Raw genomic sequence first — 15,553 nt, forward strand, 5'->3', positions numbered from 1 at the left:
GCCTCACCCGTTCGGCACCCAGTCCAAGGTGCGCTGCACCGCCCGCTTCCAGTCCGCGTAACCGCTCTCCCGGCGCTCGCGGTCCCACTCCGGCTCCCAACGGGCGTCCTGGTTCCAGTTGGCCCGCAACTCGTCGGTGTCGCGCCAGAAACCGACCGAGAGACCGGCGGCGTACGCCGCGCCCAGCGCGGTGGTCTCCGGGACGGTCGGCCGGATCACCGGCACCCCCAGCACGTCGGCCTGGATCTGCATGCACAGGCTGTTCTCGGTGACCCCGCCGTCCACCTTCAGCACGCTCAGCCCCACACCCGAGTCCTTGGCCATCGCGTCGACCACGTCACGACTCTGATAGCAGATCGCCTCCAACGTGGCCCGGGCGATGTGGCCCACGTCGTGATAGCGGGCCAGGCCGACGATCGCGCCGCGCGCGTCGCTGCGCCAGTACGGCGCGAACAGACCGGAGAAGGCCGGCACGAAGTACACCCCGGCCGTGTCCTGGACCTGGCGGGCCAGCGTCTCGCTGTCCGCGGCCTTCTTGATGATGTGCAACTGGTCGCGCAACCACTGCACCGCCGACCCGGTCACCGCGATCGAGCCCTCCAGGGCGTACACCGGATCCTGCCCCGCGAAGTGGTAGGCGACCGTGGTCAGCAGACCGTGCTCGGAGCGCACGATCCGGTTGCCGGTGTTGAGGAGCATGAAGTTGCCGGTGCCGTAGGTGTTCTTCGCCTCGCCCTCGGCGAAACACACCTGCCCCACCGTGGCCGCGTGCTGATCGCCCAGCGTGCCGGTCAACGGGATGCCCACGAGCGGACTCGTGTCGGGCGACTCGCCGTAGCCGTCCGGGTAGCCCGACGGGCGAATGGTCGGCAGCATGCTCCGCGGGATGTCGAAGAAGGACAACAACTCCTCGTCCCAGTCCAGCGTGCGCAGATCCATCAGCATCGTGCGCGAGGCGTTGGTGACATCGGTGACGTGCACCCCGCCGCGGACCCCGCCGGTCAGGTTCCACAACAACCAGGTGTCGATGGTGCCGAAGATCGCGTCGCCCCGCTCGGCGTCTTGGCGCACCCCGTCGACGTTCTCCAGGATCCACTGCACCTTGCCCGCCGCGAAGTAGGTCGACGGCGGCAGGCCCGCCTTCGCCCGGATCACCTCGCCCCGGCCGTCCTGCTCCAACGCGTGGGCGATCCGGTCGGTCCGGGTGTCCTGCCACACGATGGCGTTGTGGTACGGCCGGCCGGTGCGCCGATTCCACACCACCGTGGTCTCGCGCTGATTGGTGATGCCCAGCGCGGCGAAGTCGGCGGGCGTGAGGTTGTACTGGTTCAGCCCACTGGAGATCACCGAACGGGTGCGCTCCCAGATCTCCACCGGGCTGTGCTCCACCCACCCCGCGCGCGGCATGATCTGCCGATGCTCCAACTGCTGGCGTCCGACCACGTTGCCGGCATGGTCGAAGACCATGAAACGGGTGCTGCTGGTGCCCTGATCGATTGCCGCGACGAAATCCGCCATCTCCAACCCTCCACTGTGGCGACGCCGACCCCGGTGCCGTGGCCGCGCGACGTCGGATCTGCCCGTTGCGTACGTCGGTCAGTCGGCTTCGACCACTCTGCCCGGCGGTTGCTCCGCCGCGGGCAGGAACGGCGCGATCAGCCGTTGATACAGGGCCGCCCCGATCAGGCCACCGAGGAACGGTCCCACGATCGGCACCCAGAAGTAGAGATTGCCGTACTGGTCGCGCCAGGCTCCGCCGTACCCGGTCAGGAAGCTGGCCAGCCGAGGACCGAAGTCGCGGGCCGGATTGATCGCGTAGCCGGCGTCGGTACCGAACGCCATTCCGATCGCGACCACCAACAGGCCCGTCAACAACGCACCCAAATTGGCCTTGGGCGCGGTATTGAGCACGTCCGTGAGTGCCATGATCACCAGCAGCAGGATCGCGGTACCGATGATCTGGTCGCGCAGCGCGCCCCACTCGCTGACCGGGAATGTGCCGTTGCCCGGCAACGTCGAGAAGACGGTCTGCGTCTTGATCGTGTGCCCGGGATCGGCTTGGGCCAGCACCTCGGTGTAGTTCCAGCGCACCAGCAGCGCCGCGACGAACGCCCCGGCGGTCTGGGCGACCGCGTACGGCGCCACCTTGTGCCACGGGAAGCCGCGGAAGGCGGCCAACGCCACCGTCACCGCCGGATTCAGATGCGCGCCCGAGGTGCGGGCGGCGATGTACACCCCGAAGGTCACCCCCAGACCCCAGGCCCAGGCGATGCTGTCGTGATCACCCAGGTCCGCGGCCACGACCTGGGCCACCACGCCCGTGCCGAACAGGATCAGCACCATCGTGCCGACGAACTCGGCGATCAGCTCACCCCGGAGCGCCCACCGTCCACTCGGCGGGGACACCGGATCCACCCGCCGGGCTCCGGTGTCCCGCGCCTCGCCCGAGCTCACGGCGCCGGGACGATGTCGGGGGCACCGAGCCGTGCCGCGTCGGCGGTCAGGTCGTCCGGTTGCCGCTGAGCGTCGCGTTCGGCCTCCACCCGTTTGCCGTAGTGCGCGATCTCGTCGAGGATCTGCTGCTCGTTCCACCCCAGCGGCCCGGCCATCAGGCGCGCGGCGATCTCCGCCGCCTCCACGCCGCGATCCCAGGACTCGATCGAGGCGCGGGTGCGTCGGGTGAGCACGTCGTCCAGATGGCGCGCGCCCTCGTGGGTGACCGCGTACACCACCTCGGCCCGCAGATAGTCGTCCGCCCCGGGCAACGGCTTGGCCAACTCGGGATCCTGCTCGATGAGTTCGAGCACCTCGCCGATCATCGAGCCGTACCGGGACAGCAGATGCGCGATGCGGGCCACATGCAGTCCCGATGCCTTGGCCAGGCTGTGTCGGCGATTCCGCAACGCCTGGTAGCCGTCCGCGCCCAACAGGGGCACGTCGTGGGTGACCGACGGGCCCGGATACGCGCCGTCCAGCGTGCGAACCGCCTCGTCCACGGCGTCCTTGGCCATCACCCGATACGTCGTGTACTTCCCGCCCGCGATCACCACCAGGCCGGGCACGGGATGGGCGACCAGGTGCTCCCGGGACAACTTGCTGGTCTCGGCCGCGTCGCCGGCCAGCAGCGGACGCAGCCCCGCGTACACCCCCTCCACGTCGTCCCGGGACAGCGGCGTGGCCAGCACCCGGTTGACGTGCTCCAACAGGTAGTCGATGTCGCGCGAACTCGCGGCGGGGTGCTGCTTGTCCAGGTCCCACGGCGTGTCGGTGGTCCCGATCAGCCAGTGTCGACCCCACGGGATCACGAACAACACGCTGGCCTCGGTGCGCAGGATCAACCCGGACCGCGAGTTCACCCGATCCCGCGGCACCAGCACGTGCACGCCCTTGGACGCGCGTACGTGGAACTGGCCCCGGGTGTCGGCCATGGCCTGCGTGTCGTCGGTCCACACACCCGTCGCGTTGATCACCTGCTTGGCGTGCACCTCCAACTCGCGGCCGGACTCGACATCGACCAGCGTCGCGCCGGTGACCCGTTCGCCCTGCCGGAGGAAGCCGGTGACCCGGGTCCGGTTGGCCACGTGCGCGCCGTAGGCGGCGGCCGTACGGGTGATCGTCATGGTGTGCCGGGCGTCGTCGACCTGCGCGTCCCAGTACTGCACCGCACCGATGAGCGCGTCCGCCTTGAGGGCCGGGACCTCGCGCAGCGCGCTGTGTCTGGTGAGGTGTCGATGATGGGGCAGTCCCCGGGAGTTGCCCGAGGTCACGCCCATCGTGTCGTACAGGAGCACGCCGGCGCCGACGTACAGTCGCTCCCATCCGCGATGGGTCAGCGGATACAGGAACTTGACCGGTTTCACCAGGTGCGGGGCCAGCCGTTGCACCAGCAGACCACGCTCGCGCAGCGCCTCCTGGACGAGCCGGAAGTCCAGCATCTCCAGATATCGCAGGCCCCCGTGGATGAGTTTGCTGGAGCGGCTGGAGGTGCCGCTGGCCCAGTCACGGCCCTCGACCAGACCGACACTCAGTCCCCGGGTGACGGCGTCGAGCGCGCATCCGGCACCGACGACACCTCCGCCGACGACCAGGATGTCCAGTTCGCGGCCGGACCCCAACGCGGTCAGGGCATCTTCGCGGGCCTTCGGCGACAGGGCGACGGGCTTCACGTCGGACTCCTCGGCAGGGAAACGCTGGTCCCTACATTCGATGGCCTCCGCCCGCGCCCCGCACGTCGAGCGGTGCCCGGTTGTGGGCCGGGCGGAGTAACGGCCGACCGATCCGGGGCGCGGGCGGATCGGGTGAGGTGGGTCGTCGTCGACGATGGCCGGCACCGGAACGGTCAGCGGATGGGGGGCCGCGCCGGTGCGGGGGGCGCGGCGGACGACGCGGCCAGGGACGTCAGGGTTTCGTACGCGCGGGTCAGCGACTGTTCGGCCAAGGGCTTGAGAGCGGACATCGCGGGGACGGTGGTGGCCAGGGTCAGTTCGGCGTGGACGAACTCCAGGTCCTGAGCGAGGCCGATCGAGCGCAGGACGGCCCGCAGGTACGGCTCCTGGTGGTCCCAGCCCTCGCGCGGCGTGCCGGGCGCGTACGACCCGCCCCGGCTGGTGACGACGACCACGGATTTGCCCGCCAGCGGGCCGGGGCCGCCATCGGGCGTGACCATGTTGGCCGGTGTGACGACGCGGTCCAACCAGGTCTTGACCGTGGACGGGATCGAGTAGTTGTACATCGGCACGCCCATCACGACGGTGTCCGCGTCCCGCAGTTCGGTGTTCAGCAATTCGGTCAGGGCCCGCTCGTGCGGGGGTTCGCCGTGCTCGCCGCTGGGATCCAGGAGGGCTTCGCGGACGGCGTGGGTGATGTGCGGAACGGGGTGGGCCGCGAGGTCTCGGTGGACGTAGCCGCCGTCCGGGTGTCGAGCGCGCCACCGGGCGGCGAAGTGGGCGGACAGGTCACGGGATACCGAGCCGGTCCGGCGAATGCTCGCGTCCAGATGCAGGAGGGAAGGCATGTACGACCTCGAATCGCGTGTGGGAGGAGGCGGATCGGCGCCGTCCCTGCCGGGCTGCGGCGCACGATGACGACCGTAGGGATTGACGTCGGTGTCAGGGCAAGCCCGCTCGGCGGCGGAGCGGTGTCGTACCGCCGCCGGCGGAGATCGCTCGCCGGCTACGGCGCAGGTTTACCCGCGATGTCCACCGAGGACGGGACGACAGCCGGCGGCCGGTCGGCCAGGGTTGCGCCTGGCCGCGCCCGCGTGCGGCGGGCACCGCGATTCACCCGAGTACCAGGGGCTTTCATGGATGGAACCGACAGAACAATGGCACCGGCTCGACCGAGACGGAGCAGGCGTCGTGTGCGTCGCCTGTGGGGCGCGTTCGCCGTCGCGGCGGCGTTGACGCTGACCATGGTGGGCTTGCCGACGCAGGCGCAGGCGTTCCCACCGCCGCCCGCGCCCGCGTTGCCGGCGGCGAACTCGAACGGCATCACGGTCACCCAGTGGACGAACTCGAACCTGCTCAGCGACCGCAAGATGTTCGACGCCACGATGACCACCTCGGCCATCATGACGCCGCGCGGCGGCACCCCCACGATCGATCCCGTCAAGGTGCCGGTCAAGGTGCGGATCTGGTTGCCGGACGACTACGTGAGTGATCCCGCCAAGGCGTACCAGGTCCTGTATCTGCTGCACGGCGGAGCCGGGGATTTCGAGCAGTGGTCCAAATCGGACGCGGGCGACATTCTCGATACCATCGACCGCCGAACGTTCAAGGGCATCGTGGTAATGCCCGAGGGCGGCAAATCCGGTTGGTACACCGACTGGGCGGGCCACACCCGGGGAAACTTCGCCCCGATGTGGGAGACCTTCCACATGCGGCAGCTGGTGCCCTGGATCGACGCGAACTTCAATACGGTCGCCAACCGTTCGGGGCGCGCCGTCGCGGGCTTGTCGATGGGTGGGCTCGGCGCGCTCAGGTACGCGGCCGATTTCCGGGAGCAGTTCTCCGCGGTGGGCGCCTTCTCCGGGGGTACCACCCTGGATGACGACGGCGCGATGAATCGGGTGGCCGACTCGATGCTCGGCTATGGCGCGGCGACCTCCTGGAACGGTCTCATCGACCCGAACTACCGGGTGTACGGCAGCGCGTGGGAGCGTGCCGAGGCGGTCTACGGCCCGCGGGCGAACTGGGCCGCGGTCACCCCGGTCGGCATGGCCCAGGCCGGGAAGTACTCGGGCTACGCGGGCAAGTTCGCGATGTACGCGGGCGGCGCGGACGCGCAGGGGCATCCCAGCGGGCAGGGCGAGTCCGACATCAAGGTGTGGAACGACCAGTTGCGCGCGGCCATCGGCACGTCGTTCACGCCCCGGTACTGCACGGGACCCGGCGAGCACAACTTCGACTACTGGCGCAACGACCTGCGCGACTTCGTGCAGTACGTGTACGGCGGCACACCGCCCGCGCATTGCACGGAGAACGGGCGTTCCGGCAACACGGGCAACATTCCGTGGGTTGCCGGCTGACCCTCGGCACTCGGCCCGGCCCGCACCTGTCGGCTCCTCGACGGTGCGGGTCGGGCCGGCGCGCTCCGGATGCTGAAGCAAGTCCGCTTTCTCAAAACGGAGTTCGGCCTGAGGCAGGTGCTGCGCGGATGCGGGCGACAGGATTGAGCGTGGGAACGCGGGGCAGACGGGCGGACACAGTGCCCGCGACCGGCGGGCGCGAGCCGGAGAGGGGTCGCGTGTGATGCCCGAGCTGAGGGACGTGAGGGACACGGCGGCGGTTTCGCGGGACGTCACGGTCGGGGGGCCACTCGTGCCGGGTGCCCCGGGGCGAGTGCAGCGGATGCCGACGGCCGACGCGGCGCGCGGGCGTACCGCGATCGCCGACGCCGTGGTCGCGAAGATCACCGGTGTGGCCGCGCGGGAGATCCAGGGCGTGTACGCGCTGGGCGGTTCGGTGGCGCGAGCGTTGGACGCGGTGCGACAACGCGTTCCGGGCGGCCGGCCGAACGTGGCGCACGGGGTGAGCGTCGAGGTCGGGGAACGACAGTGCGCGCTGGACCTGAACCTGGTCGTGGAGTACGGCGTGCCCATCGCCGAACTGGGCCAGGCGGTACGAGCGCACATCATCGAGACGGTCGAACGGCTGACCGGCCTGGAAGTGGTCGAGGTGAACATCGCCGTGGACGACATCCACCTGCACGACGGCGACCAGCACGCGTCGGCTCGGGTCGAGTAGGCGCGCGCTCGGTCGCGGCGGCCCGGTCCACGCTCGCGTACCCGCATCCGGCCGGAAGCGGCCGGTATTCGCGGCACTCGGCCCGGCCGTTCGCTCAGCCGTCGCGGTAACCTCGGCCGCGGGTACGGCGAAAGGCGTCGCGGTAGGCGGCGCGGACCGCGGCGGTCACGGCGTCGGCGTTCGCGAGCCGGGTCAGGCGGTCGTGGCCGGCCCGGCCCAGGCGTCGTCGTTCGTGCGGGTGGGTCAGGAGGGTGTCGAGGGCCTGGGCGAGGGCGGCCACGTCGGTGGGTTCGACCAGGACACCCGCGTGGCCGTGGTCGAGTTGGTGGGGAATGGCGCCGACCGTCGTGGCCACCACCGGTACGCCCGCGGCCATCGCCTCCAGGACGACCAACGGGGCGCCCTCGGTCAGCGAGGGCACGCACAGGACGTCCAGGGCGGCCACCGCCGCCGGGCCGTCCGTGCGCATACCCCGGAAACGCACCCGGTCGCCCAACCGCAAACGCCCGGCCAGCGCGTGGAGTTCGCCGCGCAGTGTGCCGTCGCCCACGATGGTGAAGGCTACTTCGGGATGCCGATCCGCGATTCGGGCGGCGGCGCGCACGAAGAACTCGACGCCCTTCTCGCGCTCCAACCGGCCCACCACGCCCACCGTCACCGGCGAACCGTCCCCGGACGGATCGGTCGCCATCGGGGGGCCGAACACCGCCGTGCCCACGACTCGGACCCTGGACGCGGGAACCCGGTCCACGGTGCGCAGCCGGTCCGCGATCTGTTCGGAGACGGCCAGCACCAGCGCGCATCGGCGGTACAGGGGCCGGCTGTAGGCGCGGGCGAGGGGGCCGCGCCAGGACGCCATGCTGTGCTCGGTCACCACGACCGGGACGCGGGCGATTCGGCTGGCGAGGGCCGCGGCCATCGTCGCGGCGTGCACGTGCGCGTGTACCAGGTCGAACCCGCCCGCCCGGACCAGCCGCGCGATCCGCAGCGCCAGCATCGGGCTGACCAGGCGGGCCACGCGGCGCCTGCCCAGCACCACGACGCGCACGCCCGCCGCGGCGAGTTCGGCGCCGGCCGGCCCGTCCTCGGTGCAGGCCAGCACCACCGCGTGCCCGTGTGCGGCCAACGCGACGGCCAGGCCCGCGACTTGTCGCTGCGCGCCGCCGATGCGCAGGTCGTCCACCACGAGCAGTACTCGTAGCGGTGCCCGCCCGCCCGCGCGGCATTGCCCGCGCGGCGCCCCCCTGGCCCCGATCGTCGCCCCCCAAGTGCACGGCCGCCGCAGTGTCGCGCCCCCGTCCTACGAGCATGTCCCTTCTCGGGCGCCGGGGGAGGCGAGAGTCGAATCCGGACCGATCTCGACGAGGGTCGGCCGTATTGTCTGCGGGGGCCGGAATCTATTGTCGGCCCGCACGGAAAACAAGACCCGTGCGTGCCGGGCAGGGGCGGTCGGCCCGCCGTGCGCGCGGGCGTTCGATCGCCGGGGCCGGGGCCGTACTCGCTATTCCGCGCCCGCGCCGTTCGGTCCGGGGCGCGCGGAGTCGGCTTCGGGGGATCTCACCACGGCGTAGCCCTGGCCGGGCGCCGGGCGCAGTGCGGTGGACGAGCCGGAGATGAAGGGGGACAGCAGGTCCATCTCGCGGTGGTAGACGAACAGGGAGGACTTGGTGCCGAAGATGTTCGGCCCGTCCAGGACCAGGGGCAGCTCGGCTATCGCGTAGCCGACGGCCTGGTCGATCTGCTCCTCGGTCGGCTCGCGGCCCGCGAGGTGGCGGACCGCGGCGCGGGCGGTGCGGCGACAGGCACCCCGGATGGCTTCGTCCGTGTGATACGCGTCGCGTACGCGCTTGAGACAGCGCTGGTAGGCGGGCCGCTCGGACAATTGTGTCCAACTGTGCAGGTGTAGGTCCGGGTCGGGCACCCCGGCGCGTTTGAGGCCGCGCCGCGCCGGCGCGCGTAGTCGGCCGACGGCGTAGCGTGCACGGCGGACGGCCTCCGCCGGTTGTGCGCCGGCAGCGGCCAGGGTGTGCGCGGCCTCATCGCCGGGAACGAACACGTCCACCCGGGCGAAGTTCGCGGATGCCCATCCGACCAGGGCCTCGACCACACGCGGCTTGTAGTAGCTGTTCCAGGGGCTGAGTCCGATCAGTACGTGCTCGGCACGTTCGAGGACACTCCGGCTTCCGTGGGTACACGGCCACACCACGAATCCCATATCGATCGACTCCTTCTTCCCGTTGCCTCAAGGATTCCACCGATGACCGATGACGCCCGCGCTCACGGCCGGCCGGCCCGACCGCGCGATATCGACGATCGGCGCGCGGGGGCCATTGATGTTGTTGACCGGGGGGCGTGTGTCGAACCGCTCACCATCGGTGGCGGACGCCGGTGTGGGGCCGAGAAGACGCGCAGACACGGCCGGGCCGGGCGTGCGGGCGCGGGCCGGGCTCGCGCGCGGCTGTGCTCGAACGCTCGGCTCCATGAGCTCCGTGGGGTCCGTGCGTTTCATGGGCTCGATGGCGGCGCGCGGCACGGTGATGTGGCTTGGGTGCGGGCCGAGGCCACGCGCCGGTTCGGTGGCCTACCTCGACGGGGCACGGCCTGCCCGAGACTGCCGGCGTGGTTCAGCGCACGCGACCCATGGCCGCGAACATGTTCGTCTCCTCGACGCCCACCGGCGTTTCGCCCTCCGCGGGGCGCCAGTGCTGCATGGGCACCACACCCGGCTCGATCAGGTCGCAGCGGTCCGCGAACAGGGCCGCCAACTCGTCGCGGGAGCGCAGGTACATCGGCACGCCCCGGCGCGTGTACACCTCGGCCAGCGCGGTGGACCCTACCGCGAGGTCGGCGGTCGCAGCGGTGATGGCGAGGTAGCTGCCCGGTGCCAGGGGAGCCGTCAACTTCTCGATCAGGCCGGCGGCATCCTCGACGAACTGGAGCATCGCGATCACCGTCACCCCCACCGGTCGGCTCAGGTCCAGCGTCGCGCACAGTTCGGGCGTCGAGAACAGGAGGTCGGGCTCGCGCATGTCCGCCTCGACATAGGCCGTGCGGCCTTGCGGGGAACTGGACAGCAGGGCCCGGGCGTGCACCAGCACGATGGGATCGTTGTCCACGTACACCACGCGCGACTCGGGCGCGGTCTCCTGTACGACCTCGTGCAGATTCGGCGACGTGGGAATGCCGGTGCCGATGTCGAGGAACTGGCGTATGCCGCCCTCGGTGGCCAGCCAGTGCGCCATCCGTCGCATCACCGCCCGGTTGACCCGCATGCTCGTCCACAACTCGGGCCATACCTTCAGCGCTTCCTCGGCCGCCTCCCGGTCGGCGAGGTAGTTGTCCTTGCCCCCCAGGACGTAGTCGTACATCCGAGCCGAATGCGGAACCGTCGTGTCCACCTGAACCATGTCGGCCACTCCTGCCTTCCCACCGGTTACGCGCCGACATCGGTTCGCGTCCGGGCGCGCATCCAAGGAACGTATAAGCGCTTCCCGGATCGGACAACCGGCGTGGCGCATTCGTCCGCTTTGAACTCGGCATTCGTTCGCCAAGCCGTTCGCGGCCTCACCCGCTGCCACCCGCGCCGGTCGAGGAGCTGAGCGCGTGGACTGCGGCGGCGACCGCCTCGGGAGCGGAAATCATGGGCAGGTGGCGGGACTTGGGGATGATCGTCGGTGCCGGCGCGCCGATGCGCGCGGCGGTCTCGGTCGGGGTGCCCGCGTCGAAGACGTCGTCGTCGGCGCCGAAGACCACCGACTTGGGCACGTGCAGTTCGTGCAGTTGGGCCAACCGTCGGGCGGAGATGCCCAAGACCCCTTCGCCCAGCATGCTCCACAACGCGCCCTCTGCGCCTGCCACTTGGAAGGGGCGCCGCCATTCGTCGACACCCGCGCGGTCGAGCCTGGGACACTCGGGCCCGCACTGCGAGTCGTACATCCTGCGGATCAGCCCATCGACGCCGAGTCCGATGCGCAACAGGCTGGTTCGGAACGGATCGATCAGGACGTACTCGAGTGCGGCAGGTGGTCCGGCACCGGTGTCGAGCCCGTCGCCGTCCAGGAGCACTACTCCACCGATCCGCTCGGGTGCGCGCAACGTGGCCTCGGCGACGATCGCCGCGCCGCTGGAATGGCCCACCAGTATCGGTCGTTCGTCGGGGCCGCCCAGGCGCATGGCGTCGAGGAAGCCCAGGAGTTGGCGAGTCAGGTGGTCGACCGTGTACGGGCCGCGCCGTTGGCTGTATCCGTAGCCGGTGAGGTCGAGCGCGTAGACGCGATGATTCCGGGCGAGGATCGGCGCCGGCCGTCGGGCATCGGGCCGGTCGCCGCCGGCCGCCGGAGTCATCCGGTGTCGGTCGCCTGCGGGACGATCACCAGGGGACCCGGGGCGTGGTGGATGAGGCCGTGGGTGACCGATCCGAGGAGCATGCCGCGGAAACCGCCCACCCCTCGGGTGCCCACCACCAGGCACAACGCGTCCTCGGCGGCGTCCGCGAGGGAACGGATGCGATGGCCGAGGATGGTGATGCGCTCCACGGGCACGTCCGGATACTTCTCGCTCCAACCGGCGAGCGTCTCGCCGAGCCGGATCAACCCCTCCTCGACCTCGGACTCGCTGCCGAACGCGGCGACCATGTTCGCCGTCGGCGGGCGTACCTGGACCGCGCGCAGCGAGGCGCCGCGTAGCGACGCGGTCTCGAAGGCGTAGCCGACGGCGCGTTCGCAGCCGGGCGAGCCGTCGATCCCGACCACCACCGTCGGCGGCACGCCGGCGGCGGCTTCGGGGCCGCGGACGACGGCCACCGGACACGGCGCGTGTGCGCTGACCGGGACGGCGATGCTGCCGGTCGTGAAGAGCTCCGCGAGGGCGGACAACCGGCGCGACCCGAGGACGAGCATGGACGCGGCGTGCGCCTCGGCCCGCAGTACCTCCACCGGCCGGCCCTCGACCGTCTCGGTACCCACCTCCAGTGCGGGGTGCCCCGTCGCGGCCACGGCCCGCGCCTTGTCCAACAGCGCGTCGTCGGCCGCGTGCCGGCGCTCGGCCCAACTGAGGCGGGGTACCGACATCCCGGCCTCGGGGTAGGTCTCGACCGACCAGTCCAACGCGTGGGCCGTACGCAATCGGCCGTCGTGGCGGGTCGACCGCGTCGAGGCATCGGCCTCCGCCGGGTCGACCGGCCATTCCGACGCGTGCACGAGCCGCAATGGCAAGCCGTGTCGTACGGCCTCGTCCGCGGCCCAGCCGACGGCGAGCATGCCCGCCGCCGAATTCTCCACTCCGGCCACCACGGGCCGACGTCCGGTTGTCATGACAGCTCCCGATCACCCTGGGGAATCCGCCTCGATCGCGGTGCTGTCTACCACTGTCTCTCGGCGAGTGCCCCGACGGCGCGGCCACCGCTCTCGGGACACCTGTGGGTCGCCGCGGCGTCGCGGTGGGTAGCCCGCCGGAGGCGGCCGTGAGGCGAGGAAGGCCGTATATCGGCGTCGTGTCACCGGTCGAACCCGTACGGTGAGGACCGTCGGGCCGAGCCGCCTTCGCGCTTCGGCGTCTTCGAGGGCGGCCCGTCCGGATCGGAGAGGGCGTCACGATGGGTGAAGAGAGGGCTGTGGGCGTGGGTCCGTCGGGCATCGACGTGGCGTAGAGCGCTTCGGCGACGCGGCGGACCCGCCCGTGTTGTTGGTGATGGGCGGCGGGGCGCAGATGATCGATTGGCCCGACGGGTTGTGTGCCGACCGGCCGACCGCGGGCTGTACGTGATCCGATTCGATGCGGCCGCCCTCCATGCGGCCGACCTCGACACCGGAGCCCACCATGTCCATCGAACGACCGCTCGACGGCCGAGTTGCGATCGTCACCGGCGCGAGCCGGGGCATCGGCGCCGCCACCGCCCGCGCACTGCACCGCGCCGGGGCGGCGGTCGTCCTCGCCGCCCGCGACACCGACGCGCTGAACACGCCGGCCGCCGAGACCGACGCGGACGGCGGACGCGCGCTCGCCGTCCCCTCCGACGTCACCGACCCCGTCGCCGTCGAACGCCTGGTGGCCGCCGCCGTCGACCGATTCGGCCGACTGGACGCGGCGGTCACCCGCCCACGCCGCTCGCCGACGTGGACGTCGCCGCCTTCGACAGTGCCCTCACCGTCAGCCTGCGCGGCGTCTTCCTGGCCATGAAGTACGAGATCCCCGCCATGCTCGGTTCCGGCGGAGGCGCCATCGTCGACATGTCCTCCACCGCCGGGCTCCAGGCCGTCGGCGGGCCGGCCGGCTATGTCTCGGCCAAGTTCGGGCTGATCGGTCTCACCCGGACCGCCGCGCTCGACTACGCCGACGCGGCATCCGGGTCAACGCGCTCGCGCCCGGGCCGATCCACACCGAGCAACTGGAGGCGGCGGGCGAATACGCGCGGCAGGCCGCCGCGCAGGCGATGCCCATGAAGCGGATCGGCGTGCCCGACGAGGTCGCGGCGGCGGTGGTGTGGCTGTGCTCGGACGCGTCGTCCTTCGTCACCGGCGCGACACTGCCCATCGGCGGCGGCAAACTCGCCGGCGCGCCGCCCTTCCGTAGGCCCGTAGGTACTCCGCCGCGCCTGGGCGGGTCGTCTTCGTGAACCTGCTCTCGACCGGTAACTGCGGTAGCACGCAAGGCTGTTGGGGAGCGTCGAACACGCCGACCCGGGCGTCGATCGGTGTGCGGTACCGGCGGTGGCGTGCCCGACGGATCGCGGTGGGAACCGATTCGGGTCGGTGGCCATCGAAGCGGCGTGACGACGACGGAAGACGGGGGTGCCCCCGACATGGGACCCGGGATCGAGACGGAATCGCCGAGGCGGAGTCGGTGGTGGACTCGTGCCCGGGTGCTCCTGGCCGCCGGCACGCTGTGTGCGGTTACGGGTGTGGCGGCGCTCGTGTGGGAGCCTTGGGCCGACGGTGATCCGGGGCGGGGGGACGCGGGCCCGGTGTTGGTTCCGGCGAGTCGGACGTATCCGGTCCTTCCCGATCCCTACGGTGACCGGTACGACGCGAAGTTGTCCCCGAAGTTGATCCGGGAACGGCACGCCTTTCGACAGCGAGTGGCCGACGTCGTGCAGCGGCATCTGCCGCCGGGGGCGGCGATGGCGATCAGCGAGCTCTCGTTCGGCGACTATCGGGTGACGATCGACGGGAACGAGTACCCGGTCACGTTGTACATCGACCCCCTTCGGCCGGCTCGGAAGCCACCGAAGGGCGTGGTCATGACGATGCGCTCGGATCCGGCTCCCGCCCTTCGGCCGCGGATGAGTATCGACCGGTACAACCCGAGATGCCAACCCTCGCCACCTCGTCTGCCGGGCCTGGGGTGCGTCGACGGGGCCCTGCCCAACGGTGAGTACGCCGCCGTGTACTTCCCCGAGAAGACGGACGTCCCGGATTTCCGACCCGGGGCCACCGGTCCGTCGGCATCCTTCCGGTATCGCAACGCCACGGTGCAACTCACCGTCCGCACTCAGGAGAAGTCCCGCGCCTTCCCACCGATCGGCGGCGAACAGTGGCTCGGTGTGGTGACCGACCGGGACTTCATCGAACTCGTCGACTACTGGCGCGCGCATCCGAAACTGAAGGGCAACGGCTGGTGAGGGCGGATGCGGGAGGAGTCGAACCGGGACCGCGTGGCAGCGTGTCCCGGGCCGAATGCGCGCACCGGTGAGGTCCGGCGGGCCGCAGACGAATGCGGCGGATCGGAACCGGTACGGGGAGCGTTGTCGGCACGGCCGGGGAAGCCGGTGCCCGGCGACCCCATGCCGGTAGGGCAGGATGGGGCACATGAGCAACGTCTACTTCGACATCACCATCGACGATGTGCCCCAGGGCCGCATCGTCTTCTCCCTCTTCGACAAGGTCGTCCCCGAGACCGCGCGGAACTTCCGCGAACTCGCCACCGGCCAGCACGGCTTCGGCTACGCGGGTTCGTCCTTCCACCGGGTCATCCCGGAGTTCATGCTTCAGGGCGGCGACTTCACCCGCGGTGACGGCACGGGCGGGAAGAGCATCTACGGCGCGAAGTTCGCCGACGAGAACTTCACCCTCAAGCACGACCGTCCGTTCCTGCTGTCGATGGCGAACGCCGGCGCCAACACCAACGGCTCGCAGTTCTTCATCACCACCGTGGTCACCTCGTGGCTCGACGGCAAGCACGTGGTCTTCGGCGAGGTCGTCGAGGGTGCGGACCTGGTCAAGAAGATCGAGGCCCTGGGCTCGCGCTCCGGCAGCACCAAGAGCAAGATCACGATCGCCGCGTCGGGCGTCGTCGAGGGCTGATCCCCCACG

Annotated in this window: 13 protein-coding genes and 1 pseudogene; 5 read left to right on the forward strand and 9 right to left on the reverse strand. The window is 70.9% G+C overall.

The window, feature by feature from the left end; all coding sequences use genetic code 11:
• Nucleotides 1-3 precede the first annotated feature (3 nt).
• The 4 genes from glpK to ACZ4FV_RS16810 all read right to left on the reverse strand — a co-directional run bounded on the left by glpK (nucleotide 4) and on the right by ACZ4FV_RS16810 (nucleotide 5,014).
• Entirely contained in the window at nucleotides 4-1,518 is a 1,515-nt protein-coding gene (gene glpK, locus ACZ4FV_RS16795) for a glycerol kinase GlpK (protein WP_395860753.1), read from the reverse strand.
• 78 nt (nucleotides 1,519-1,596) lie between these two features.
• On the reverse strand, nucleotides 1,597-2,406 hold the full coding sequence (locus ACZ4FV_RS16800) for an MIP/aquaporin family protein (protein WP_395860985.1): 810 nt from the start codon (nucleotides 2,404-2,406) through the stop codon (nucleotides 1,597-1,599).
• Between the two features lie 44 nt (nucleotides 2,407-2,450).
• Nucleotides 2,451-4,151, reverse strand: coding sequence for a glycerol-3-phosphate dehydrogenase/oxidase (locus ACZ4FV_RS16805; RefSeq protein WP_402238048.1), 1,701 nt, complete (start codon nucleotides 4,149-4,151; stop codon nucleotides 2,451-2,453).
• A 188-nt stretch (nucleotides 4,152-4,339) separates the two neighbouring features.
• Nucleotides 4,340-5,014 carry an FMN-dependent NADH-azoreductase gene (locus ACZ4FV_RS16810; RefSeq protein ID WP_402238007.1) on the reverse strand — a complete coding sequence of 225 codons (675 nt, stop codon included), beginning with the start codon at nucleotides 5,012-5,014 and terminating at the stop codon, nucleotides 4,340-4,342.
• 345 nt (nucleotides 5,015-5,359) lie between these two features.
• On the opposite strand from ACZ4FV_RS16810, the gene ACZ4FV_RS16815 reads away from it, so the two are divergent.
• Both ACZ4FV_RS16815 and ACZ4FV_RS16820 read left to right on the forward strand, forming a co-directional pair.
• Nucleotides 5,360-6,526, forward strand: coding sequence for an alpha/beta hydrolase (locus ACZ4FV_RS16815; RefSeq protein ID WP_465322836.1), 1,167 nt, complete (start codon nucleotides 5,360-5,362; stop codon nucleotides 6,524-6,526).
• 223 nt (nucleotides 6,527-6,749) lie between these two features.
• The gene (locus tag ACZ4FV_RS16820) at nucleotides 6,750-7,244 is read left to right on the forward strand and encodes an Asp23/Gls24 family envelope stress response protein (RefSeq protein ID WP_395860748.1); all 495 of its coding nucleotides are present in this window, start codon (nucleotides 6,750-6,752) and stop codon (nucleotides 7,242-7,244) included.
• Nucleotides 7,245-7,338: 94 nt separating this feature from the next.
• On the opposite strand, the gene ACZ4FV_RS16825 is transcribed toward ACZ4FV_RS16820, so the two are convergent.
• From ACZ4FV_RS16825 to ACZ4FV_RS16845, 5 genes are all read right to left on the reverse strand, one after another.
• Nucleotides 7,339-8,430 carry a glycosyltransferase family 4 protein gene (locus tag ACZ4FV_RS16825; RefSeq protein ID WP_465322837.1) on the reverse strand — a complete coding sequence of 364 codons (1,092 nt, stop codon included), beginning with the start codon at nucleotides 8,428-8,430 and terminating at the stop codon, nucleotides 7,339-7,341.
• 315 nt (nucleotides 8,431-8,745) lie between these two features.
• Nucleotides 8,746-9,459: a tRNA-dependent cyclodipeptide synthase gene (locus tag ACZ4FV_RS16830; RefSeq protein ID WP_402238016.1), complete on the reverse strand. Its 714-nt coding sequence runs from the start codon at nucleotides 9,457-9,459 to the stop codon at nucleotides 8,746-8,748.
• A 409-nt stretch (nucleotides 9,460-9,868) separates the two neighbouring features.
• The gene (locus tag ACZ4FV_RS16835; RefSeq protein WP_395860742.1) at nucleotides 9,869-10,651 is read right to left on the reverse strand and encodes an SAM-dependent methyltransferase; all 783 of its coding nucleotides are present in this window, start codon (nucleotides 10,649-10,651) and stop codon (nucleotides 9,869-9,871) included.
• Between the two features lie 157 nt (nucleotides 10,652-10,808).
• The gene (locus tag ACZ4FV_RS16840) at nucleotides 10,809-11,588 is read right to left on the reverse strand and encodes an alpha/beta fold hydrolase (protein WP_402238019.1); all 780 of its coding nucleotides are present in this window, start codon (nucleotides 11,586-11,588) and stop codon (nucleotides 10,809-10,811) included.
• Entirely contained in the window at nucleotides 11,585-12,556 is a 972-nt protein-coding gene (locus tag ACZ4FV_RS16845) for a universal stress protein (protein WP_395860738.1), read from the reverse strand. The genes ACZ4FV_RS16840 and ACZ4FV_RS16845 overlap by 4 nt, the downstream gene beginning before the upstream one ends.
• A 505-nt stretch (nucleotides 12,557-13,061) precedes the next feature.
• Between ACZ4FV_RS16845 and ACZ4FV_RS16850 the strand changes: the two are divergent.
• The 3 genes and pseudogenes from ACZ4FV_RS16850 (at nucleotide 13,062) to ACZ4FV_RS16860 (ending at nucleotide 15,544) form a co-directional block, all read left to right on the forward strand.
• A pseudogene (locus tag ACZ4FV_RS16850) lies at nucleotides 13,062-13,857 on the forward strand (SDR family NAD(P)-dependent oxidoreductase).
• Nucleotides 13,858-14,274: 417 nt separating this feature from the next.
• Nucleotides 14,275-14,862 carry a hypothetical protein gene (locus ACZ4FV_RS16855; protein ID WP_402238022.1) on the forward strand — a complete coding sequence of 196 codons (588 nt, stop codon included), beginning with the start codon at nucleotides 14,275-14,277 and terminating at the stop codon, nucleotides 14,860-14,862.
• A 187-nt stretch (nucleotides 14,863-15,049) separates the two neighbouring features.
• Nucleotides 15,050-15,544, forward strand: a complete 495-nt coding sequence (locus ACZ4FV_RS16860) for a peptidylprolyl isomerase (protein ID WP_395860734.1) — start codon at nucleotides 15,050-15,052, stop codon at nucleotides 15,542-15,544.
• The last annotated feature ends 9 nt before the right edge of the window (nucleotides 15,545-15,553 follow it).

This window comes from Embleya sp. NPDC025285, from assembly GCF_055558835.1.